The organism is Pseudomonas sp. R37(2017) (assembly GCF_002113375.1).
Taxonomy (GTDB): Bacteria; Pseudomonadota; Gammaproteobacteria; order Pseudomonadales; family Pseudomonadaceae; genus Aquipseudomonas.
In genome coordinates this window covers 364,865-388,065 of the sequence record NZ_NEHO01000003.1, presented here as the reverse complement: position 1 = coordinate 388,065, position 23,201 = coordinate 364,865, and the positions used below count along the sequence as shown (strand labels likewise).

21 protein-coding genes and 1 tRNA gene are annotated in these 23,201 nt (G+C 59.9%); 12 read left to right on the top strand and 10 right to left on the bottom strand.

Annotated elements, in window-relative coordinates; genetic code table 11:
- Positions 1-8: 8 nt before the first annotated feature.
- Positions 9-872 (bottom strand): DNA-3-methyladenine glycosylase, encoded by an 864-nt coding sequence (locus CAG47_RS07555; RefSeq protein ID WP_085724260.1) that lies wholly within the window; start codon positions 870-872, stop codon positions 9-11.
- A complete protein-coding gene (gene arcD, locus CAG47_RS07550; protein WP_085724259.1) occupies positions 869-2,296 on the bottom strand; it encodes an arginine-ornithine antiporter in 1,428 nt (475 codons plus the stop codon). Before arcD (CAG47_RS07550) ends, CAG47_RS07555 begins: the two co-directional genes overlap by 4 nt.
- Before the next feature lie 440 nt (positions 2,297-2,736).
- On the opposite strand from arcD (CAG47_RS07550), the gene arcD (CAG47_RS07545) reads away from it, so the two are divergent.
- From arcD (CAG47_RS07545) to CAG47_RS07520, 6 genes are all read left to right on the top strand, one after another.
- Complete coding sequence (arcD, locus tag CAG47_RS07545; protein WP_085724258.1) at positions 2,737-4,164, top strand: arginine-ornithine antiporter; 1,428 nt, start codon at positions 2,737-2,739, stop codon at positions 4,162-4,164.
- 51 nt (positions 4,165-4,215) lie between these two features.
- Positions 4,216-5,472 (top strand): arginine deiminase, encoded by a 1,257-nt coding sequence (gene arcA, locus CAG47_RS07540; protein ID WP_085724257.1) that lies wholly within the window; start codon positions 4,216-4,218, stop codon positions 5,470-5,472.
- Between the two features lie 82 nt (positions 5,473-5,554).
- The gene (locus CAG47_RS07535) at positions 5,555-6,565 is read left to right on the top strand and encodes an ornithine carbamoyltransferase (RefSeq protein WP_085724256.1); all 1,011 of its coding nucleotides are present in this window, start codon (positions 5,555-5,557) and stop codon (positions 6,563-6,565) included.
- A gap of 151 nt (positions 6,566-6,716) precedes the next feature.
- Complete coding sequence (arcC, locus tag CAG47_RS07530) at positions 6,717-7,646, top strand: carbamate kinase (RefSeq protein ID WP_085724255.1); 930 nt, start codon at positions 6,717-6,719, stop codon at positions 7,644-7,646.
- Between the two features lie 12 nt (positions 7,647-7,658).
- Positions 7,659-8,021 (top strand): DUF5064 family protein, encoded by a 363-nt coding sequence (locus tag CAG47_RS07525; protein WP_085724254.1) that lies wholly within the window; start codon positions 7,659-7,661, stop codon positions 8,019-8,021.
- Positions 8,022-8,274: 253 nt separating this feature from the next.
- Positions 8,275-9,783, top strand: a complete 1,509-nt coding sequence (locus tag CAG47_RS07520) for a sigma-54-dependent transcriptional regulator (protein ID WP_085724253.1) — start codon at positions 8,275-8,277, stop codon at positions 9,781-9,783.
- A 192-nt stretch (positions 9,784-9,975) separates the two neighbouring features.
- Here the strand turns inward: CAG47_RS07520 and CAG47_RS27755 are convergent, their stop codons facing one another.
- Entirely contained in the window at positions 9,976-10,176 is a 201-nt protein-coding gene (locus CAG47_RS27755) for a hypothetical protein (protein WP_143515816.1), read from the bottom strand.
- A gap of 30 nt (positions 10,177-10,206) precedes the next feature.
- Between CAG47_RS27755 and gcvH the strand changes: the two genes are divergently transcribed.
- The 6 genes from gcvH to CAG47_RS07490 all read left to right on the top strand — a co-directional run bounded on the left by gcvH (position 10,207) and on the right by CAG47_RS07490 (position 17,396).
- Positions 10,207-10,590: a glycine cleavage system protein GcvH gene (gene gcvH, locus CAG47_RS07515; protein WP_008047373.1), complete on the top strand. Its 384-nt coding sequence runs from the start codon at positions 10,207-10,209 to the stop codon at positions 10,588-10,590.
- An 11-nt stretch (positions 10,591-10,601) separates the two neighbouring features.
- The gene (gcvP, locus tag CAG47_RS07510) at positions 10,602-13,454 is read left to right on the top strand and encodes an aminomethyl-transferring glycine dehydrogenase (protein WP_085724252.1); all 2,853 of its coding nucleotides are present in this window, start codon (positions 10,602-10,604) and stop codon (positions 13,452-13,454) included.
- Positions 13,455-13,658: 204 nt separating this feature from the next.
- On the top strand, positions 13,659-15,035 hold the full coding sequence (locus CAG47_RS07505; RefSeq protein ID WP_085724251.1) for an L-serine ammonia-lyase: 1,377 nt from the start codon (positions 13,659-13,661) through the stop codon (positions 15,033-15,035).
- A 36-nt stretch (positions 15,036-15,071) separates the two neighbouring features.
- Positions 15,072-16,196 (top strand): glycine cleavage system aminomethyltransferase GcvT, encoded by a 1,125-nt coding sequence (gene gcvT / locus CAG47_RS07500; RefSeq protein ID WP_085724250.1) that lies wholly within the window; start codon positions 15,072-15,074, stop codon positions 16,194-16,196.
- 403 nt (positions 16,197-16,599) lie between these two features.
- Positions 16,600-16,812, top strand: coding sequence for a cold-shock protein (locus tag CAG47_RS07495; RefSeq protein WP_007931076.1), 213 nt, complete (start codon positions 16,600-16,602; stop codon positions 16,810-16,812).
- 95 nt (positions 16,813-16,907) lie between these two features.
- Positions 16,908-17,396, top strand: coding sequence for an RDD family protein (locus CAG47_RS07490; protein WP_085724249.1), 489 nt, complete (start codon positions 16,908-16,910; stop codon positions 17,394-17,396).
- 135 nt (positions 17,397-17,531) lie between these two features.
- Here the strand turns inward: CAG47_RS07490 and nadA are convergent, their stop codons facing one another.
- The 7 genes from nadA to tolB all read right to left on the bottom strand — a co-directional run bounded on the left by nadA (position 17,532) and on the right by tolB (position 23,185).
- Complete coding sequence (nadA, locus tag CAG47_RS07485) at positions 17,532-18,590, bottom strand: quinolinate synthase NadA (protein WP_085724248.1); 1,059 nt, start codon at positions 18,588-18,590, stop codon at positions 17,532-17,534.
- Between the two features lie 271 nt (positions 18,591-18,861).
- A tRNA-Lys gene (locus tag CAG47_RS07480) sits at positions 18,862-18,937 on the bottom strand.
- Between the two features lie 63 nt (positions 18,938-19,000).
- Positions 19,001-19,693 carry a 7-cyano-7-deazaguanine synthase QueC gene (gene queC / locus CAG47_RS07475; protein WP_085724247.1) on the bottom strand — a complete coding sequence of 231 codons (693 nt, stop codon included), beginning with the start codon at positions 19,691-19,693 and terminating at the stop codon, positions 19,001-19,003.
- 1 nt (position 19,694) lies between these two features.
- Entirely contained in the window at positions 19,695-20,342 is a 648-nt protein-coding gene (gene queE, locus CAG47_RS07470) for a 7-carboxy-7-deazaguanine synthase QueE (RefSeq protein WP_056852655.1), read from the bottom strand.
- A gap of 166 nt (positions 20,343-20,508) precedes the next feature.
- Complete coding sequence (gene ybgF / locus CAG47_RS07465; RefSeq protein WP_085724246.1) at positions 20,509-21,348, bottom strand: tol-pal system protein YbgF; 840 nt, start codon at positions 21,346-21,348, stop codon at positions 20,509-20,511.
- Positions 21,349-21,354: 6 nt separating this feature from the next.
- Positions 21,355-21,852, bottom strand: coding sequence for a peptidoglycan-associated lipoprotein Pal (pal, locus tag CAG47_RS07460; protein WP_003178634.1), 498 nt, complete (start codon positions 21,850-21,852; stop codon positions 21,355-21,357).
- A gap of 52 nt (positions 21,853-21,904) precedes the next feature.
- Complete coding sequence (gene tolB / locus CAG47_RS07455; protein ID WP_177408935.1) at positions 21,905-23,185, bottom strand: Tol-Pal system beta propeller repeat protein TolB; 1,281 nt, start codon at positions 23,183-23,185, stop codon at positions 21,905-21,907.
- Positions 23,186-23,201 lie beyond the last annotated feature (16 nt).

Below are 23,201 nucleotides of genomic sequence, written 5' to 3'. Positions count from 1 at the left end.
CGATCAGCTCAGTCCGCCCGACTCAACGACGTCCACAGCAATTGCGCCGCATACCCTCGATAAGGCCGCCACCCCTCAGCCCGCAACAGCAACTGCCTGGCAGTCACCGGCCCGCCCTCCAGCGCCACCAACGCATTGATCAGGCCGACATCGCCATTGGGGAACCCATCCATCTCCCGCAATTGCCGCAGCGCGACGTACTGCGCCGTCCAGTCACCCACTCCGTGCAAGGCCAGCAACCGCGCAACACCCCCTTCCCGAGAGGGCTCGAACAACCGCGGATCATCGAGCAACGCCTGAGCCACGCCCGACAACGTCCGGCCACGGCTTTTCGGCATTCCCAACGCGGCCAGATCAGCACCCGCCAGAACACCGGCCTGGGGAAACACATGGGTCACCCCCGGCAATCGTGAATGCAATGGCGTGCCGTACTGCGCGACCAGTTTGCCCGCCAGTTTGATCGCCGCCGCCACCGTAATCTGCTGCCCCAGCACCGCGCGGATCGCCAGTTCCAGGCCATCCCATGCCCCCGGCACACGCAGCCCGGGGCGCTCGGCAATCAACCGCGCCAGCAGCGGATCAACTGCCAGGTGCCGATGAATCCTGGACAGGTCGGCGTCCAGATCGAACATCCGCCGCACGCTTGCAACGATTGCAGGTACGGCGGCCGGGTCTGGAAAGTCCAGGTCCAACTCGAGGGCGTCCGGGGCGGCAGGCTGGATCGAGAACGTACCGCAGACACCGTTCAAGCCGATGCTGCGCGAATACACGCCATCGGCCACGGTTTCCAGCCCGGTAATCGCCCGCGTCGACAAAAAACCCAGCATCGCCGGCCAGTCATAGGGTGGTTGATACGCCAGCAACCGCTTCACAGGCTCAACAAGCCGCTGTACAAGCCAAAGGCCGCCAGCCCCGCACCGCCGATGACACAGGTGAAAATGCCTTTCTCGATCACCGTGAACAATGGCATGCCCTGCTCATGGCGAGCCTTGGCGAACAGAATCACGCCCGGCGCATACAGCAACGCCGACAGCAGCAGATACTTCAGGCCGCCGGCATACAGCAACCACACCGAGTAGGCCAGGGCAATGCCACCAATCAGCAGATCCCTGGTGCGCTCGGCGGGCGCCTGTTGATAAGTGTCGCCCCGCGCGCACAGCAACACCGCATAGGCCGCCGACCACAGGTACGGCACCAGAATCATCGATGACGCCAGATAAATCAGACTGGTGTAGGTGCCGGCGGAAAACAGCGTGATCAGCAGGAACAACTGGATCATCGAGTTGGTCAGCCACATCGCATTGACCGGCACGTGGTTGGCGTTCTCCCTGGTCAGGAATGCTGGCATGGTCTTGTCTTTCGCCGTGGCAAACAGGATTTCGGCGCACAGCAGCGCCCAGGACAACAAGGCACCCAACAACGAGATCGCCAGGCCGACGCTGATCAACAACGCGCCCCAGGGGCCGACGATGTGTTCAAGCACCGCTGCCAACGAGGGGTTCTGCAGTTTCGCCAGTTCCGGTTGGGTCATGATCCCCAGCGACAGCACATTTACCAGCACCAGCAGCGCCAACACTCCAATGAACCCGATCACGGTCGCCCGGCCCACGTCGGAACGTTTCTCCGCCCGGGCCGAATAGACACTGGCGCCTTCGATCCCGATGAACACGAATACGGTGACCAGCATCATGTGCCGGACCTGATCCATCACGCTGCCGAATTCCGGGTTGTTGCGCCCCCAGATATCCAGGGTAAAGATGTCCGCCTTGAACGCCACGGCGGCGATAACGATGAACATGATCAGCGGCACGATCTTGGCGACTGTGGTCACCTGGTTGATGAACGCGGCCTCCTTGATCCCGCGCAGCACCACAAAATGCACGGTCCAGAGCAGCACCGAGGCACAGGCGATGGCAATCGGCGTGTTGCCTTCGCCGAAGACCGGAAAGAAATAGCCGAGGGTACTGAACAGCAAAATGAAGTATCCGACGTTGCCCAGCCAGGCACTGATCCAGTACCCCCAGGCGGATGAAAACCCCATGTAGTCGCCGAACCCCGCCTTGGCATAGGCGTAAACGCCGGAGTTCAGTTCCGGCTTGCGATTGGCCAGGGTCTGGAACACGAACGCCAGGGTGAGCATGCCGACGGCGGTGATCGCCCAACCGATCAGAATCGCCCCGGCATCGGCCTTGGCCGCCATGTTTTGCGGCAGGGAAAAGATCCCGCCGCCGATCATCGAACCCACCACCAACGCGATCAATGCGCTCAGGCGAAGCTTGTTCGGTGATTGCGACATTACTACATCTCCATTTTCCGGGGGCGGCACCGCCACAAGACCGTCACATATCGGGCGTCAACTGAACGGTTGAAGAGTAATAACGTTTATTGGATAACGCCAACAACGGTCTTTTAACTTGCACAAAACGGCTGCCAGGGCGTCCATATAATCGTTTGCTTCATACGTTTTTTTAATACATCCATTTCTGTCCAAAAAATGCATGAATAAAATTTGCAGATTTCCAAAAACCAACTAGCGTCATAATTCGAAACAGATGCTGAAAAGTTTTTGAATAACCGGGAAAAGCCTCTAGACCAAGCATTCCAAGCAGGATACTTATAAATGATGTCACTCAGACAGCCTCCAGGGAACGCTCTCATTTAGTGATCTAAGTCATCTGATCAGATTGCCAACAGAAATAATCTGTTGCCTCTCTTCTCCTGCATTGGAGTCATGCAATGTCTGAAGCTCCCGGAAAACTCAAACTCGGCGCGCTGGTTGCGTTAGTCGTCGGGTCGATGATTGGTGGCGGGATCTTTTCCCTGCCGCAAAACATGGCCGCCAGTGCCGACGTCGGCGCCATTCTGATCGGTTGGGCGATCACCGCCGTCGGCATGCTCACCCTGGCATTCGTGTTCCAGACCCTGGCCAACCGCAAGCCTGACCTGGACGGCGGGGTCTACGCCTACGCCAAGGCCGGTTTCGGCGACTACATGGGTTTCTCGTCCGCCTGGGGGTACTGGATCAGCGCCTGGCTGGGCAACGTGGGGTACTTCGTACTTTTATTCAGCACCCTGGGCTATTTCTTTCCTGTTTTTGGCGAGGGCAATACCGCTGCCGCCGTGATCGGTGCCTCGGTACTGCTCTGGGCCGTACATTTCCTCGTTCTGCGAGGAATAAAGGAAGCAGCGTTCATCAACCTGGTGACCACGGTCGCCAAGATCGTGCCGTTGCTGTTGTTCATGTTGATCGCGTTGTTCGCCTTCAAACTGGACATCTTCACTGCCGACATCTGGGGCCTCAAGAACCCGGACCTGGGCAGCGTGATGGACCAGGTACGCAAAATGATGCTGGTCACCGTGTGGGTGTTCATCGGCATCGAAGGCGCGAGCATCTTTTCCGCCCGGGCGGAAAAACGCAGCGATGTGGGCAAGGCCACCGTGATCGGCTTTGTCACCGTGCTGCTGTTTTTGGTCCTGGTCAACGTGCTGTCGCTGGGGATCATGACCCAGCCGGAACTGGCCAAACTGCAGAACCCGTCAATGGCCGCCGTGCTGGAGCACGTGGTCGGTCACTGGGGTGCGGTGCTGATCAGCGTCGGCTTGATCATTTCGTTGCTGGGGGCGTTGCTGTCGTGGGTGCTGCTGTGCGCGGAGATCATGTTCGCCGCCGCCAGGGACCACACGATGCCGGAGTTTTTGCGCAAGGAAAACGCCAACCATGTACCGGTCAACGCCCTGTGGCTGACCAACGCCATGGTCCAGATTTTCCTGGTCATCACGCTGTTCTCCGCCAGTACCTACCTGTCGCTGATCTACCTCGCCACCTCGATGATTCTGGTGCCCTACCTGTGGTCGGCGGCCTATGCGTTGCTGTTGGCGGTGCGTGGCGAAAGCTACGAAGGCGCGGCAAGCGAACGGCGCAAGGATCTGATCATCGGTGCCGTGGCCCTGATCTACGCGATCTGGCTGCTGTACGCGGGCGGCATCAAATACCTCCTGCTGTCCGCCCTGCTCTACGCCCCCGGCGTGATCCTGTTCGCCAAGGCTAAGCTTGAAGTAAACAAACCGGTTTTCACCCACGTCGAGAAGCTGATTTTCGCCGCGGTGGTCGTGGGCGCCGTGGTGGCGGCCTATGGTCTCTATGACGGCTTCCTGACCCTTTAGCTCCTGCTTCTAGAAGCACAACCCTGTTTTGTCATCTGGAGGATCACTGCAATGACCACGGAAAAAGTTAAATACGGCGTCCATTCCGAAGCCGGCAAACTGCGCAAAGTCATGGTTTGCTCTCCAGGCCTGGCCCATCAGCGGCTGACCCCGAACAACTGCGATGAACTGCTGTTCGATGACGTGCTGTGGGTGGCCCAGGCCAAGCGCGACCACTTCGACTTCGTCACCAAGATGCGCGAACGCGACATCGATGTGCTGGAAATGCACAACCTGCTGACCGACATCGTTGCCATTCCCGAAGCCCTGGACTGGATCCTGGAGCGCAAGATCACCGCCAACTCGGTGGGCCTGGGCCTGATCAACGAAACGGCCTCGTGGTTGCGCAGCCTGGAGCCGCGCAAGATCGCCGAGTTCCTGATCGGCGGCGTATCGGGTGACGATTTGCCCACCAGCTTCGGTGGCAAGGCCATCGAGATGTTCCGCGACTTCCTCGGCAACTCCAGCTTCATCTTGCCGCCGCTGCCCAACACCCAGTTCACCCGCGATACCACCTGCTGGATCTATGGTGGCGTCACCCTCAACCCGATGTATTGGCCGGCGCGCCGCCAGGAAACCCTGCTGACCACCGCCATCTACAAATTCCACCCCGAGTTCACCGACGCCGACTTCCAGATCTGGTACGGCGACCCGGACAAAGACCATGGCAACTCCACCCTTGAGGGCGGTGATGTGATGCCGATCGGCAATGGCGTGGTGTTGGTCGGCATGGGCGAACGCTCGTCGCGCCAGGCCATCGCCCAACTGGCGGTGAACCTGTTCAAAAACAAAGCCGTCGAGAAAGTGATAGTCGCCGGCTTGCCTAAATCCCGCGCGGCCATGCACCTGGACACCGTGTTCAGCTTCTGTGATCGCGATGTCGTCACGATCTTCCCGGAAGTGGTGAACCAGATCGTCGCCTTCACCCTGCGTCCCGATGAAAGCAAACCGGGCGGCATCGACATCCGCCGCGAAAAAACCAACTTCCTCGACACCGTGGCCAAGGCCCTGAACCTCAAGGCGTTGCGCGTGGTGGAAACCGGCGGCAACAGCTTCGCCGCCGAACGCGAACAATGGGACGACGGCAACAACGTGGTGGCCGTGGAGCCTGGCGTGGTCATCGGCTACGACCGCAATACCTACACCAACACCCTGCTGCGCAAGGCCGGGGTGGAAGTCATCACCATCAGCGCCGGCGAACTCGGCCGGGGACGGGGCGGCGGTCATTGCATGACCTGCCCGATCATCCGCGACCCGATTGACTACTGACCTATGAACCTTGGCCCGCGCAGCTCTCGCACCGAGAGCATGCCCAGGCCAAGGGGTTAACCGACACCTTAGGAGATCCAAAATGGCGTTCAACATCCATAACCGCAATCTGCTGAGCCTGGAACACCACACCCCTCGCGAATTGCGCTACCTGCTCGACTTGTCCCGCGACCTCAAGCGTGCCAAGTACACCGGCACCGAACAGCAGCATCTCAAGGGCAACAACATCGCGCTGATCTTCGAAAAAACCTCGACCCGCACCCGCTGCGCGTTCGAAGTGGCCGCCTATGACCAGGGCGCCAACGTCACCTACATCGACCCGAACTCCTCGCAGATCGGCCACAAGGAAAGCATGAAGGACACCGCCCGCGTGCTCGGGCGCATGTACGATGCCATCGAGTACCGTGGCTTCAAGCAGGAAATCGTCGAGGAACTGGCCAAGTTCGCCGGCGTACCGGTGTTCAACGGCCTGACCGACGAATACCACCCGACGCAAATGATCGCCGACGTGCTGACCATGCGTGAACACGCCGACAAGCCGCTCCACGAAATCAGCTACGCCTACCTCGGCGATGCCCGTAACAACATGGGCAACTCGTTGTTGCTGATCGGCGCCAAACTCGGCATGGACGTGCGCATCTGCGCGCCGAAGGCCCTGTGGCCGGCGGACGACCTGGTGGCTCGCTGCAAGCAATACGGCGAAGAAAGCGGCGCGCGCATCACCCTCACCGAAGACCCGAAAGCGGCGGTCAAGGGCGTGGACTTCATCCATACCGATGTGTGGGTGTCGATGGGCGAGCCGGTCGAAGCCTGGGCCGAACGCATCCAGCAACTGCTGCCGTATCAGGTCAACGCCGAACTGATGAAAGCCACCGGCAACCCGCGCACCAAGTTCATGCACTGCCTGCCGGCGTTCCACAACAGCGACACCAAGGTCGGCAAGCAGATTGCCGAGCAGTATCCGCACCTGAAGAACGGCATCGAAGTGACCGATGACGTGTTCGAGTCCCCGGCCTGCATCGCCTTCGAGCAAGCGGAAAACCGCATGCACACCATCAAGGCGATTCTGGTGTCGACACTGGCGGATCTCTGACGGCCGGACCCGGTCAATGTGGGAGCGAGCCTGCTCGCGAATGCGATGCAACAGACGATAGGGATGTCGACTGACATGCCCTCTTCGCGAGCAGGCTCGCTCCCACAAAGGACCGGGTTGTTTGTGACTTCTCTTTTAGAAGGACTGCACCATGCGTATCGTCGTAGCTCTTGGCGGTAATGCCCTGCTCCGTCGGGGCGAACCCATGACCGCTGACAACCAGCGCGCCAATATCCGGATCGCCACCGAACAGATCGCCAAGATCCATCCCGGCAACCAACTGGTCATCGCCCACGGCAATGGCCCCCAGGTCGGCCTGCTGTCATTGCAAGCGGCGGCCTACACCTCCGTCACCCCTTACCCGCTGGACGTGCTCGGTGCCGAAACCGAAGGCATGATCGGCTACATCATCGAACAGGAACTGGGCAACCTGCTGGACTTCGAAGTGCCCTTCGCGACCTTGCTGACCCAGGTCGAAGTCGATGCCAATGACCCGGCGTTCAAGAACCCGACCAAACCCATCGGCCCGGTCTACAGCAAGGCCGATGCGGAAAGACTCGCCGTCGAAAAAGGCTGGGCAATCGCCCCGGACGGCGACAAATATCGCCGCGTGGTCGCCAGCCCGAAACCGAAACGAATCTTCGAAATCCGTCCGATCAAATGGCTGCTGGAAAAAAGCAGCATCGTGATCTGCGCCGGTGGCGGCGGCATTCCGACCATGTACACCTCGCCCGGCAAACTCGAGGGCGTCGAAGCGGTCATCGACAAAGACCTGTGCTCGGCGTTGCTGGCCGAACAGCTTGAAGCCGATCTGCTGGTGATCGCCACCGACGTCAACGCCGCCTTCATCGACTTTGGCAAACCCACGCAGAAAGCCATCGCCCAGGCCCACCCCGACGAAATGGAAAAACTCGGCTTCGCCGCCGGCTCCATGGGACCGAAGGTGCAGGCAGCCTGCGAATTCGCACGCCATACTGGAAAAGTGGCGGTGATCGGTTCGCTCTCGGACATTGAAGCGATCGTTCAGGGCAAGGCCGGCACGCGCATCAGCACGGCGACGCCTGGCATTACTTATTTGTAAGGAGAAACCCCCATGGCAATGTTTGAGCCAGGTCATTTGCACATCGAACGTCACGCATTGACCCCGGATGATGTCAGCTACAACGTTCACCTCGACTATGAAGTCAGCAAGAATGCCAAAGGTGAAAAAGGCATCCAGTTCACCATGCATGGCAACATTCAGGGCAAGGTCATGTCGGAACCCTTCTTCCTGCCCAAGGAAGAGGCCTACAACTTCGCCAGCAACGTAACGAAAATCGCCGAGAAATATGGAATTCCCAAGACACACAGCCAGATCAGCTCGCAACACAAGCATTACGATTTGATGTTCGAAGACATCCGCAAGCAGCTGGACATGAAATCAGGTGACCCGATAGATCTCGAGAAATTCGAATAACCCGAACACACAATCTGTGATCAACCACAAACTACTGTGGGAGCGGCGGTGCGGCGATCCGACTTGCCCGCGATAGCGGTATATCTGTCACATCAATGCCAGATCTACCGCCGTCATCGCGGGCAAGTCGGATCGCCGCACCGCCGCTCCCACAGGGGATAATGTCGTCCGGAATATCGGCGGCACATTTCACCATTAGCCCGCCCCAAGGCATAATTGCCCCCCCTCGCAATCCAGAACCCGAAAGCGCCCCATGCGTATCCACGTCAGCTTCATCGACCGCGTCGGCATTACCCAGGAAGTCCTGGCCCTGCTCGGTGGACGCAATCTCAATCTGGATGCGGTGGAAATGGTCCCGCCCAATGTCTACATCGACGCCCCGACCTTGAGCCCGCAAGTCCTCGAAGAGTTGCGTGATGCACTGTTCAGCGTGCGCGGCGTGCAAGCGGTGACGGTGGTCGACATCCTGCCCGGCCAGCGCCGGCACTTGCAGCTCGACGCGCTGCTTGCCGCCATGACCGACCCGGTGCTGGCACTGGACAGCGCCGGCAAGGTGCTGCTGGCCAACCCGGCGTTGATCGCCCTGTACGGCCGCGAACCAGCCGGTGAAAGCGTGGCCGACCTGTTTGCCGACCCGGCCCTGCTCGACGCCTTGCTCGAACACGGCTTTCGTCTGCCTTTGCGGGAAATAACCGTCAATGGCCAGACCCTGTTGCTCGACGCCACACCGATCACCGACGCCGGCGCCCTGCTGACCCTGTACCAACCGAACCGCATCGGCGAACGCCTCTCCGCGTTGCATCACGATCACGCCGAAGGTTTCGATGCGCTGCTCGGCGAATCCCCGGTGATCCGCACCCTCAAGGCGCGCGCCCAGCGGGTAGCGGCCCTCGATGCACCGCTGCTGATCCAGGGTGAGACCGGCACCGGCAAGGAATTGGTGGCCCGTGCCTGCCATGCCGTCAGCGCCCGGCACAGCTCACCCTTCCTGGCGTTGAACTGCGCGGCATTGCCGGAGAACCTCGCCGAAAGTGAACTGTTCGGCTACGCCCCTGGCGCCTTCACCGGCGCACAACGAGGCGGTAAGCCAGGACTGATGGAGCTGGCCAACCAGGGCACGGTGTTTCTCGATGAAATCGGCGAGATGTCGCCGTACTTGCAGGCCAAATTGCTGCGTTTCCTCAACGACGGCAGTTTCCGCCGGGTCGGCGGTGACCGCGAGGTCAAAGTCAACGTGCGAATCCTCAGTGCAACCCACCGTGACCTGGAAAACATGGTCAGCGAAGGCCTGTTCCGCGAAGACCTGTTCTATCGTCTCAACGTGCTCAACGTTGAAGTGCCGCCGCTACGCGAGCGGGGCCAGGACATTCTGCTGCTGGCCCGCTACTTCATGCAGCAGGCCTGTGCACAGATCCAGCGCCCGATCTGTCGCCTGGCGCCAGGCACTTACCCGGCGCTGCTGGGCAACCGCTGGCCGGGCAACGTGCGGCAATTGCAGAACGTGATCTTCCGCGCCGCGGCGATTTGCGAAAGCAGCCTGGTGGACATTGGCGACCTCGATATCGCCGGCACCTCGGTGGCCCGCCAGGGCGACCATGACGTCGACAGCCTGGAACAGGCCATGGACGAATTCGAGAAAACCCTGCTGGAGAAACTCTACGTCAGCTATCCCTCGACCCGGCAACTGGCGACCCGCCTGCAAACCTCCCACACGGCGATTGCCCATCGGTTGCGCAAGTACGGGATTCCCAGCAAGGCCTGACACCGGACAACTGTGGGAGCGAGCCTGCTCGCGAATACGGTGGATCAGTCACTTCAACATTGCCTGACACTACGCTTTCGCGAGCAGGCTCGCTCCCACAGGTTTTGTGCCCAGCCTGGAATTGCGTCAAAAACGACCTCCACCTGTACTGAAAGCGCTACAGCGGAACGATATCGATACACCCCTCTGCGATCACGGCTGTGCAAGGCTTTGATCCCCCTCGGCTTTTATCCCTGACTCATGACGTATCGATTTCGCTACAGCGAATGCATTCCAGCCTTTGTCGAAACCACCTAAATCATTGATCAATAACAATAAAAACAACGTTGGCCGCGTTCTTGCTATGTAGTCCTCCATAACACGGGCATCGCCCCAGTATTCAATCGCGTCCACCAGACGAGTCTGGCCCCCTTAGGAGTTTCCATGAGCGAGTTGCGTTTTACTGAAGATCACGAATGGCTGCGCACCGAAGCTGACGGCAGCGTCACGGTCGGCATCACCGCTTTCGCACAGAACGCCCTGGGCGACGTGGTTTTCGTTCAACTGCCTGAGTTGCAGTCCTACGACAAAGGCGCCGAAGCCGCCACCGTGGAATCGGTAAAAGCTGCCAGCGGCGTGTACATGCCGCTGGATGGCGAAGTGCTGGAAGTGAACCCGGCGCTCGACAGCAGCCCGGAACTGGTCAACGAAGATCCGCTGGGCGAAGGCTGGTTCTTCCGCTTCCAGCCAAGCGACGCCTCGGCAGTCGCCCAACTGCTGGATCAGGACGCCTACGACCGCCTGATCAAAGCCCAAGCCGAAGCCTGAGGAGCACTGACATGACCCAAGTGAATCTGACCACTGCCAACGAATTCATCGCTCGTCACATCGGCCCGCGCGCTGGTGACGAGCAGGCCATGCTCAACAGCCTCGGCTTCGACTCGCTGGAAGCCCTGAGCACCAGCGTGATTCCCGACAGCATCAAGGGCACCAGCATCCTCGGCCTGGAAGACGGCCTGAGCGAAGCCGACGCCCTGGCGTTGATCAAGTCCATCGCGACCAAAAACCAGCTGTTCAAGACCTTCATCGGCCAGGGTTACTACGGCACCCACACGCCGTCGCCGATCCTGCGCAACCTGCTGGAAAACCCGGCCTGGTACACCGCCTACACCCCGTACCAGCCAGAAATCTCCCAGGGCCGTCTCGAAGCGCTGCTGAACTTCCAGACCCTGATCAGCGACCTCACCGGCCTGCCGATCGCCAACGCCTCCCTGCTCGACGAAGCCACCGCCGCTGCCGAAGCCATGACCTTCTGCAAACGCCTGAGCAAGAACAAGGGCAGCCACCAGTTCTTCGCCTCCGTGCATTGCCACCCGCAGACCCTCGACGTACTGCGCACCCGTGCCGAGCCTCTGGGCATCGACGTGGTGGTTGGCGACGAGCGCGAACTGAGCGACGTGACGCCGTTCTTCGGCGCCCTGCTGCAATACCCGGCGAGCAACGGTGACGTGTTCGATTACCGCGAACTCACCGAACGCTTCCACGCCGCCAACGCCCTGGTAGCCGTGGCTGCCGACCTGCTGGCCCTGACCGTACTGACCGCGCCGGGCGAATTCGGTGCCGACGTGGCCATCGGCAGCGCACAACGCTTCGGCGTGCCGCTGGGCTTCGGTGGCCCGCACGCGGCGTACTTCTCCACCAAGGATGCGTTCAAACGTGACATGCCGGGCCGCCTGGTCGGTGTTTCGGTAGACCGTTTCGGCAACCCGGCCCTGCGCCTGGCCATGCAGACCCGCGAGCAACACATCCGTCGCGAGAAAGCCACGTCGAACATCTGCACCGCGCAAGTGCTGCTGGCCAACATCGCCAGCATGTACGCCGTGTACCACGGTCCAAAAGGCCTGACGCAGATCGCCAATCGCGTGCACCACCTGACCGCGATCCTGGCCAAAGGCTTGAGCGCATTGGGCCTGAACGTCGAGCAAGCGAGCTTCTTCGACACCCTGACCGTCAAGACCGGCGCTCAAACCGCCGCCCTGCACGACAAGGCACACGCCCAGCGCATCAACCTGCGCGTGGTCGATGGCGAGCGCCTGGGCCTGTCCCTGGACGAAACCACCACTGCGGCCGACGTTGAAACCCTGTGGAGCCTGCTGTCCGAGGGCAAGGCCCTGCCGGACTTCGCCGCCCTCGCCGCCTCGGTGCAGAGCGCCATCCCGGCCACGCTGGTGCGTCAGTCGCCAATCCTCAGCCATCCGGTGTTCAACCGCTATCACTCGGAAACCGAGCTGATGCGCTACCTGCGCAAACTGGCGGACAAGGACCTGGCGCTGGACCGCACCATGATCCCGCTGGGTTCGTGCACCATGAAACTCAACGCCGCCAGCGAAATGATTCCGGTGACCTGGGCCGAGTTCGGCGCCCTGCACCCGTTCGCCCCGGCCGAACAAAGCGCCGGTTATCAGCAATTGACCGACGAACTGGAGGCCATGCTGTGCGCGGCGACCGGTTATGACTCGGTTTCGCTGCAACCGAACGCCGGCTCCCAGGGTGAATACGCAGGTCTCCTGGCGATTCGCGCCTACCACCAGAGCCGTGGCGAAGACCGTCGCGACATCTGCCTGATCCCGTCGTCGGCCCACGGCACCAACCCGGCCACCGCACAAATGGCTGGCATGCGCGTGGTCGTGACCGCGTGCGATGCCCGCGGCAACGTCGACATCGAAGACCTGCGCGCCAAGGCCATCGAGCACCGCGAACACCTCGCTGCGCTGATGATCACCTACCCGTCGACCCACGGCGTGTTCGAAGAAGGCATCCGCGAAATCTGCGGCATCATTCACGACAACGGCGGCCAGGTGTACATCGACGGCGCCAACATGAACGCGATGGTCGGCCTGTGCGCGCCGGGCAAGTTCGGCGGCGACGTTTCGCACCTGAACCTGCACAAGACCTTCTGCATCCCTCACGGCGGTGGCGGCCCGGGCGTCGGCCCGATTGGTGTGAAATCGCACCTGGCGCCATTCCTGCCGGGCCACGCACAGATGGAGCGCAAGGAAGGCGCCGTTTGCGCGGCACCGTTCGGCAGCGCAAGCATTCTGCCGATCACCTGGATGTACATTCGCATGATGGGTGGTGCGGGTCTCAAGCGCGCTTCGCAGTTGGCGATCCTCAATGCCAACTACATTTCCCGTCGCCTCGAAGAGCACTACCCGGTTCTGTACACCGGCAGCAACGGCCTGGTGGCCCACGAGTGCATCCTCGACCTGCGCCCGCTGAAGGACAGCAGCGGCATCAGCGTCGATGACGTGGCCAAGCGCCTGATCGACTTCGGGTTCCACGCGCCGACCATGTCGTTCCCGGTAGCCGGCACGTTGATGATCGAGCCGACCGAAAGCGAATCCAAGGAAGAACTGGACCGCTTCTGCGACGCCATGATCCGCATCCGTGAAGAAATCCGCGCGGTGGAAAACGGCACGCTGGACAAGGACGACAACCCGCTGAAAAACGCTCCGCACACCGCCAGGGAACTGGTCGGGGAGTGGTCGCACCCGTACAGCCGCGAGCAAGCGGTTTACCCGGTTGCCTCGCTGATCGAAGGCAAGTACTGGCCACCGGTCGGTCGCGTCGACAACGTGTTCGGCGACCGCAACCTGGTCTGCGCCTGCCCGTCGATCGAAAGCTACGCTTAAACGAAAGAGGGGGCGGTTGATCCCGCCCCCAATCTCAAGAACACCGCAAAACCCTGTGGGAGCGAGCCTGCTCGCGATAGCGGTCTTTCAGTCGACATCTATGGTCAATGTCAGTCCGCTATCGCGAGCAGGCTCGCTCCCACAGTGAATTGCGCTCTCCCCCCGATTCCGTGAATCCCTATAACAAGAAACCGGAGAACCACCATGTCGTTAAGCGTGTTCGACCTGTTCAAGATTGGCATCGGCCCCTCCAGTTCCCATACCGTCGGCCCGATGCGTGCCGCTGCGCGATTCGTCGAAGGCCTGCGCCGTGAAGGGCTGCTGGCGGCAACGACCTGCGTGAAAGTCGAGCTGTATGGCTCCCTCGGCGCCACCGGCAAGGGCCACGGCAGCGACAAGGCTGTATTGCTGGGCCTGGAAGGCGAACACCCGGACACCGTTGACACCGAAAATGTCGCTGCGCGCCTGCAGGAAATCCGCAACAACGGACGCTTGAATCTGCTCGGCGAACACAGCATCGCGTTCAACGAGAAAGAACATCTGGCGATGATTCGAAAACCGTTGGCCTATCACCCCAACGGCATGATTTTCCGCGCCTTCGACGCAGCGGGCCTGCAAATCCGCAGTCGTGAGTACTACTCGGTCGGCGGCGGTTTTGTGGTCGATGAGGACGCCGCCGGCGCCGATCGCATCGTCGAAGACGCCACGCCCCTGACCTTTCCATTCAAAAACGCCAAGGATCTTCTCGGTCATTGCGTCAAATATGGGCTCTCGATCAGCCAGGTGATGCTGACCAACGAAAGCGCCTGGCGCCCGGAAGCGGAAACCCGCGCCGGTTTGCTGAACATCTGGCAAGTGATGCAGGACTGCGTTGCTGCCGGTTGCCGCAATGAAGGCATCCTGCCAGGTGGCCTGAAGGTCAAACGCCGGGCCGCCGCACTGCATCGGCAGTTGTGCAAGAACCCGGAATCGTCGTTACGCGACCCGTTGTCAGTGCTGGACTGGGTCAACCTCTACGCCCTGGCGGTCAATGAAGAGAACGCCAACGGCGGACGCGTCGTGACCGCACCCACAAACGGTGCGGCGGGAATCATTCCGGCAGTACTGCATTACTACATGCGCTTCATCCCCGGCTCGAATGACGACGGCGTGGTGCGCTTCCTGCTCACTGCCGCGGCGATCGGCATTCTGTACAAGGAAAACGCCTCGATCTCCGGCGCCGAAGTCGGTTGCCAGGGTGAAGTCGGCGTCGCCTGCTCGATGGCCGCCGGTGCCCTGTGCGAAGTGCTCGGCGGCAGCGTGCAACAAGTGGAAAACGCTGCGGAAATCGGCATGGAACACAACCTCGGGCTGACCTGCGACCCGATTGGCGGGCTGGTGCAAGTGCCTTGCATCGAGCGCAACGCCATGGGTTCGGTCAAGGCCATCAATGCCGTGCGCATGGCCATGCGTGGCGACGGGCAACATTTCGTCTCCCTCGACAAGGTCATCCGCACCATGCGCCAGACCGGCGCCGACATGAAAAGCAAATACAAGGAAACCGCCCGTGGCGGTTTGGCGGTCAACATTATCGAGTGCTGATGTGCGCTCACCTGCACTCTTCTTCAGGAGCTGAATATGTCCACCGAACAACTGTTGAAAACCCCGTTGCACGCACTTCACATCGAACTCGGCGCGCGCATGGTACCGTTCGCCGGCTATGACATGCCGGTGCAGTACCCGTTGGGCGTGATGAAAGAACACCAGCACACCCGCGACCAGGCCGGGCTGTTCGATGTCTCGCACATGGGCCAGATCCGCCTGAACGGCGCCAATGCCGCCAAGGCCCTGGAAACCCTGGTGCCGGTGGACATCATCGACCTGCCGGTGGGCATGCAGCGTTACGCGATGTTCACCAATGCGACGGGCGGCATCCTCGATGACCTGATGGTCGCCAACCTGGGTAACGACGAACTGTTCCTGGTGGTCAACGCCGCGTGCAAGGATCAGGACCTGGCGCACCTGCGCCAGCACATCGGCGATCAGTGCAGCATCGAACCGCTGTTCGAGGAGCGCGCCCTGCTCGCCCTGCAAGGCCCGGCGGCGGTCACTGTACTGGCGCGTCTGGCACCTACAGTTGCGAAGATGACCTTCATGCAGTTTGCTCGAGTAAAACTGCTGGGCGTGGACTGTTTCGTCAGCCGTTCGGGGTACACCGGTGAAGACGGGTTCGAAATCTCCGTGCCGGCCGCCAATGCCGAAGACCTGGCTCGCGCCCTGCTGGCCGAACCGGAAGTGGCTGCCATCGGCCTTGGCGCCCGCGATTCCCTGCGCCTGGAAGCGGGTCTGTGCCTGTATGGCCATGACATGAACACCGAGACCAGCCCGATCGAAGCAAGCCTGCTGTGGGCCATCTCCAAGCCACGTCGCGCCGATGGCGCACGGGCCGGCGGTTTCCCTGGTGCCGAAACGGTATTTGCCCAGCAACAGGCAGGTGTCAGCCGCAAGCGCGTCGGCCTGTTACCGCAGGAACGCACACCGGTGCGCGAAGGTGCCGAGATCGTCAATGAAGCCGGCGACATCATCGGAAGCGTCTGCAGCGGCGGTTTCGGGCCGACCCTGGGCGGGCCGCTGGCCATGGGTTATGTCGACAGCGCTTACATCGCACTGGACACACCCGTCTGGGCGATCGTACGTGGGAAAAAGGTGCCTTTGCTTGTAAGCAAAATGCCATTCGTTCCACAACGCTACTATCGCGGCTGATTGAATGTTCCTATAAGTAACGCGGTTGCGTTAACTGTGCACTAATGTGTAACGCAACCGCCATAAAAGAGTGCATTGTTTGGCTCTAAGCTTCGATTATGAACTTTGCTTATAACGATCGAAAACATTTGAACAGCGTTCACGTATAAGGCCCCGCTAGTGGACTGACTTTGCCATCAACCTGAGGAAATACGGGGCCTTCACGGGGCTTGTTTTTTCTCCCGTAGTTGGCGTAGAGTTTGTTCACTGTGTTTGCATGGGTCGCTTGGAATCGTGACCTGGGCAGTAGCCTACAAGTTAGCTACATCCCGTTCGACGTCTTCTTACTCTCCTGCAACCAGCCCCAGTACTCTTTCATGAGAAGGAGGCTGTCATTAATTTTTTGCGTCAAAGGAAATAAGAAATGTCCCAACGTCAGAGCGGTACCGTCAAGTGGTTTAACGACGAGAAAGGTTTTGGTTTTATCACTCCTGAAAGCGGTCCGGATCTGTTCGTGCATTTCCGCGCTATCCAGGGCAACGGTTTCAAGAGCCTGAAAGAAGGCCAGAAAGTGACCTTCATCGCTGTGCAGGGCCAGAAAGGCATGCAGGCTGACGAAGTACAAGCAGAAGGCTAATCTTCTGTAACGAAAAAGCCCCTGATGCTGACATCAGGGGCTTTTTTGTGCGCGTAAATCCGTAAAATGGCTTCTTTTTTCGCCGAGAGCCTGCCATGTCGAAACACCTGCTTACCCCCCAGGGCGACTTTCCTGCCGCTGGCCTGGGGCGTCGCCTGGCAGCGATGTTCTATGATTTTCTGCTGTGCACCGCCCTGCTGATCGTCACCAGCGGCATTTACAAGATGATCCAGATGGCGATCATCGGCGAAGAACGGATGCGCACCCTGACCGAAGCCGGCGCGCTGGACGGCGACCCCCTGCTCTCCACCGTGCTGCTGTTCGTACTGTTCGGCTTCTTCGCCAAGTTCTGGACCTGGTCCGGTCAGACCCTGGGCATGCAGGTCTGGTGCATCCGCGTTCAGAATGCCGATGGTTCGTCCATCAGCCTGTGGCAGGCGCTGTTGCGCTTTGTGGTCTCGATCGCCTCGTTGCTGTGCGTCGGCCTGGGATTCATCTGGTCGCTGTTCGACAAGCAAAAGCGCAGTTGGCATGACATCTACTCCAATACCGAACTGGTGCGGATCCCGAAGAAGACCAAATAATTTCCCTACACAGAAACCACTGTGGGAGCGAGCCTGCTCGCGAAGGCGGTATTTCAGCTGACATTGATGTCGACTGGAACTCCGTCTTCGCGAGCAGGCTCGCTCCCACAGTTTTTACGACTTACCTGACAGACCTCAGGCGTTACCGGCCAGCTTCAACCGGGCTGCCGCAGTGAAATCAAGCATGCGCTTGAGCGGGCGAATCGCCTGGGGAATCAGCGCCGGATCGACAAGGATCTCGTTCGCACCTTCCTTCAACGCCTTGAGCGTGCGCTCAAGGGTGTTCATGGCCATCCACGGGCAATGTGCACAGCTGCGGCACGCCGCGCCGTTACCCGCCGTCGGAGCCTCGATAAAGACCTTGTCCGGGCACAGCTGCTGCATCTTGTAGAAGATGCCACGGTCGGTCGCCACAATCAGCGTCTTGTTCGGCAGGCTCTGTGCCGCCGCAATCAACTGACTGGTAGAGCCGACGGCATCGGCCAGTTCGATCACCGATGTCGGCGACTCAGGGTGTACCAGAATCGCCGCATCCGGGTAGAGCGCCTTCATGTCCTCAAGCTGCTTGGACTTGAACTCTTCGTGAACGATGCAGGCACCGTCCCACAGCAGCATATCGGCACCGGTCTGGCGCTGGATGTAGGTCCCCAGGTGCTTGTCCGGCCCCCAGATGATGGTCTCGCCGTTGTCCATAAGGCTTTCGACGATTTCCAGTGCACAGCTTGACGTCACGACCCAATCCGCTCGGGCTTTTACCGCAGCGGAGGTGTTGGCGTACACCACCACCGTGCGCTCCGGGTGTTGATCGCAGAAAGCGGAAAACTCGTCCACCGGGCAACCCAGGTCGAGCGAACAGGTCGCTTCGAGTGTCGGCATCAGCACGCGTTTTTCCGGGTTGAGAATCTTGGCAGTCTCACCCATGAACTTGACGCCGGCGACAACCACGGTCTTGGCCGGATGGGCGTTGCCGAAACGGGCCATTTCCAGCGAATCGGAGACACAGCCACCCGTTTCTTCGGCCAGCGCCTGAATGACAGGGTCACAATAGAAGTGGGCCACCAGAACCGCGTCCTGAGCCTTGAGCTCGGCAGCGATGGCGGCACGGTAATAAGCCTCTTCTTCGGCGGTCAGCGGCTTGGGCTGTTTGGCGTCGAGGTGGGCTTGAACCAGAAGGCGTTCGGAAATTTGCGTCATGTTCGCAAGACCTGCAGGCGCATTCGCGCGAAAGTCGAGTATACACCCGGCTCCGACCCCATCAGGGTACCGCCGGGAAAGTGAGTATTCATCAGGCACGGACAGCATTGAAGATGCGCAAGGCTACAGAATATCCGGCAGATGCAAAAGATGATTCTGACCTGCGCCTTGAGCAGCAGCCCGAAGCGAGGCGGACCTGAATCGCAGGCAAAAAAAAAACCCGGAAATCCTCACTTGCGTGGGCCTTCCGGATTTTCTAAACCGCCAAATATGGTGGGTCGTGCAGGATTCGAACCTGCGACCAATTGGTTAAAAGCCAACTGCTCTACCAACTGAGCTAACGACCCGCTGTGTGGTGGCGCGTATAATACTGATTTTTAAGGACTATTCAACACCTATTTTGAAAAAAATCAAAAATAAGGCGTTGGATCGCTGATTCCGGCCGCGGCAAAGCCTTCTGCGCGCAGTCGGCAGCTGTCGCATTTGCCGCAAGCACGGCCATCATCGTCTGCCTGATAGCAGGAAACGGTCAGCCCGTAGTTCACGCCAAGCTTCACGCCGGCCTGGACGATCTGGGCCTTGCTGAGGTTTTGCAGCGGCGCCTGAATGCGAAAGCCATTGCCTTCCACGCCGGCTTTGGTTGCCAGGTTGGCCATCCGCTCGAACGACTCGATGAACTCCGGGCGGCAGTCCGGGTAACCGGAGTAATCCACCGCATTGACGCCGATGAAGATGTCGCGTGCACCCAGTACTTCTGCCCAGCCCAGGGCCAGGGACAGGAACACCGTGTTACGCGCAGGCACGTAAGTCACCGGAATGCCCTCACCCAACTCTTCCGGAATATCGATGCTGCTGTCGGTCAGTGCCGAGCCGCCCATGCCATTCAGATTGAGACCGATCACCTTGTGCTCGACCACGCCCAGGTCGCGGGCGACGCGCTCGGCGGCATACAACTCGGCATGAGAACGCTGCCCATAGTCGAAGCTCATGGTGTAGCAGCTATAGCCCTCGGCACGAGCCATCGCCACTACGGTCGCCGAGTCCAGGCCACCAGACAGCAGGATGACCGCACGTTTTTCAGCAGTGTTCAGTTGTTCAGCCATTTCAGCGCCCCGGCTCGTCATTCCAAAGATATTTGTGCAGCTGCAATTGCAAACGCACTGGCAGATTGTCCGCCACCACCCAATCCGCCAGATCCCGGGCATTGAGATCATGGTGACTTGGCGAGAACAGGACTTCACCCGCGCGCTGGTCCAGACCGTACTGGATCAGCTTGGAAACCGACCAGTCATAGTCCTCCCGAGAGCAGATGACAAACTTCACCTGATCGTTGGGCGTCAGCAGCTCAATGTTTTCGTAACGATTGCGGTGCGCTTCCTTCGAACCCGGGGTTTTCAGGTCGACAACGCGACTGACCCGGGAATCGACTGCCGAGATATCGATAGAGCCGCTGGTTTCCAGCGACACTTCGTAACCGGCATCACACAAGCGCTTGAGCAAGGGAATGGCGTTGGGTTGTGCCAGGGGCTCGCCGCCCGTGACACAGACATAACGCGGGCGGTAACCGGCGACCTGCTCGAGGATGTCGTCGAGCGTGCGAATGGTGCCGCCTGTGAACGCGTAGGCGCTGTCGCAGTATTGGCAACGCAACGGGCAACCGGTCAGGCGCACAAAAACGGTGGGCAGGCCGGCAGTCCGAGTTTCACCCTGCAACGAGTAGAAAACTTCGGTGATTCTCAATGTGTCTTGCATAGTCGCCACGGGCGTAACAGCTAAACAGGCTGTCCGCCTCCGTCAGGCACTTCAAGGAACCCCGGCAATGCGCAGATCCCAAAAAGCGTGTTTCAGAAAAAGGGTGTGAATTCTAACGAAAAAACCCGCGACAAGCGCGGGTTTCTTTGAAACGACTCAAGCAAGCTTACATCTTCTGCAAATCGCGTTGGGCCAACTGAGCGGCGGAAGTGCCCGGATACTGGGACACGACCTGCTGCAGAATGCCTTTGACCCGGTCGGTGTGACCCAGGCGACGCTCCACATCAGCGAGCTTGTACAGCGAGTCCGGCACTTTGGCGTGCTTCGGATACAACTGCGAAACCTTGGCAAATGCCTGACCTGCACCTTGCAGATCGCCCTTGGCCAGGTTCACTTCGCCCAACCAGTACTGGGCGTTGCCCGCGTACTGACTGTTCGGGTATTTGCGCAGGAAAGCGGCGAAAGCCTGGCTGGCCTTGTCGAAATCCTTGGCCTTGATCAGGTCGAAGGCAGCATCGTAATAGAGCTTTTCCTTCGCCGGGTCCGCCGGCTCGCTACCCGCGGCAGGTGCTTGCGCGGCGGCTGCGCCAGCTGCCGCACCTGCGGCCGCACCAGGGGTGTTCATATCACCACCGGTGGAAGAATTTTCAGGAGTCGCGGCGGGTGCAACGCCGGTTCCTATGCGCCGATCAAGATCCTGATATCGCTCCAGGCTTTCCTGCTTCATGCGCGCTACATCATTTTGCAGTTCTTCGATCACACCCTGTTGGCGCGAGATCTGCTCCTGCATTTGTTGCAGTTGGTTGAACAGCTGACCCTGTGCCGAGACAGGGGTCGAAACCCCTCCCCCGGCATAGGCGCCGTTCGTACCGTAACCAGCAGGCGGATAACTGCTTCCGCTACTGTTATAGCCGGAGTCGTTATCGACCACAGGAACCGCAGCCCACGCCGCAAGCGGTGCGAGACTGAGAGCCAGAACAGTTACAGCACGACGGCATGTTCGCATGACGAATTACTTACGCAGTTCGACGCGACGGTTTTGAGCCCAGGACTGCTCGTCGTTGCCGGTAGCAACTGGACGCTCTTCGCCGTAGGAAACCAGTTCCAGCTGAGCTGGGGAAACGCCTTGCAGTACCAGGTAGCGCTGAACGGCTTTCGCACGACGCTCGCCCAGTGCCATGTTGTACTCACGAGTACCACGTTCGTCGGTGTTGCCTTCCAGAACAACGCGAGCGCCGTTTGCTTTCAGGTCTTTGGCGTGAACGTCCAGAGCGCGCATGGCTTCTGGTTTCAGGTCCGAGCTGTCGTATTCGAAGTAGAAAGTGGTGATAGCGCGCAGGGCAGCTTCTTCGCTCAGGGAGCCGTCGACTGCACCAGTGTTTGCGCCGTAACCAGCGTTTGGATCTACCGCGCCTTCACCGGCATTGTCGCCGCCTTTGGACGAGCAACCTACAGCTACAGCCATGGCCAGTGCCAGCGCAGCAAATTTACCAAACTTCAGCATTTCCATCGTGAAACTCCTAATGAACCCCAGTGTGTTAAGTAAAACGTAAAGCGCCGCGTCAGTTCAGGTAAGGGGACCAGGAAGGTTCTCTGACTTCGCCTTGTGCGGTAGGAAGCGGGAGCCTTACGCGTCCATTGATGGACACGAGCATCAAGACTCCCCGGCCCTGCTGGCGGGTGGCGTAGATTACCATGGTGCCGTTGGGCGCGACAGTGGGCGACTCGTCCAGAGTGCTATCAGTGAGGATTTTTACACTACCGCGCTGCAAGTCCTGGGCCGCCACCTTGAAATTGGTGAAACCATCCTGACGGTGAATCATGACAAGCGTCTTTTCATCGGCCGACAGTTTAGGGTTGGCGTTGTAGTTACCGACGAAAGTCACACGTTCGGCACCGCCGCCACCTGCGCTGGTTTTGTAGATCTGCGGCTTGCCGCCACGGTCGGAAGTAAAGTAGATGGTCGAGCCATCCTTGCCCCAGAACGGTTCGGTGTTGATGCCAGGACCGCTGGTGACGCGAGTGATCTGACGCGAGCCCAGGTTCATCACGTAGATGTCCGGGTTGCCGTCCTTGGACAGCACGAACGCCAGGCGATTGCCATCCGGCGACCAGGCCGGTGCACCGTTCAGGCCTTCGAAGTTGGTGATCTGCTCGCGGCGACCGGTGTCGATGTTCTGCATGAAGATGCGTGGACGCTTCTGCTCGAAGGAGACATAAGCGATGCGCTTGCCATCCGGTGCGAAACGTGGCGACAGGATCGGCTCGCGCGATTGCAGCAGGGTCACGGCGCGGGCACCGTCGTAGTCCGAACGTTGCAGGGTGTAGCGAGTATTGTTCTCGGAGAAACGCTCGGCCGTTACGTACAGCAGGCGAGTCGAGAAGGCACCCTTGATACCCGTGAGTTTTTCGAACGACTGGTCAGAGATGTAGTGCGCCATGTCGCGCAACTGATCGACACCGCCCGACACGCTGCCGGTCAGCACTTGCTGCTCGGTGGCCACGTTGAACAGTGCGTACTGCACCTGCAGGCGACCGCCCGCCGGAACAATGCTGCCGACCATGACGTACTGGGCACCCAGCGCCTTGAAGTCACGGAAGATGATTTCGCTGGCCTGGCTCGGCTGGCTGATCATGTTCTGCTTTGGAATCGGCGAGTAGTAACCCGAGTTGCGCAGGTCGTTACCGATGATTTCCGCCATGTCGTCCGGCAGCACGCTACCGCCCTGGAAACCGAATGGCACGACCGCGATCGGGGTCGCCCGATCGCTGCCGCTGGTGACCAGAATGTTTTTCTCATCTGCCATCGCGATCCCTGCCATGCAGCAGATCACGACGAGCATTCCTCGAAGGAGGTTT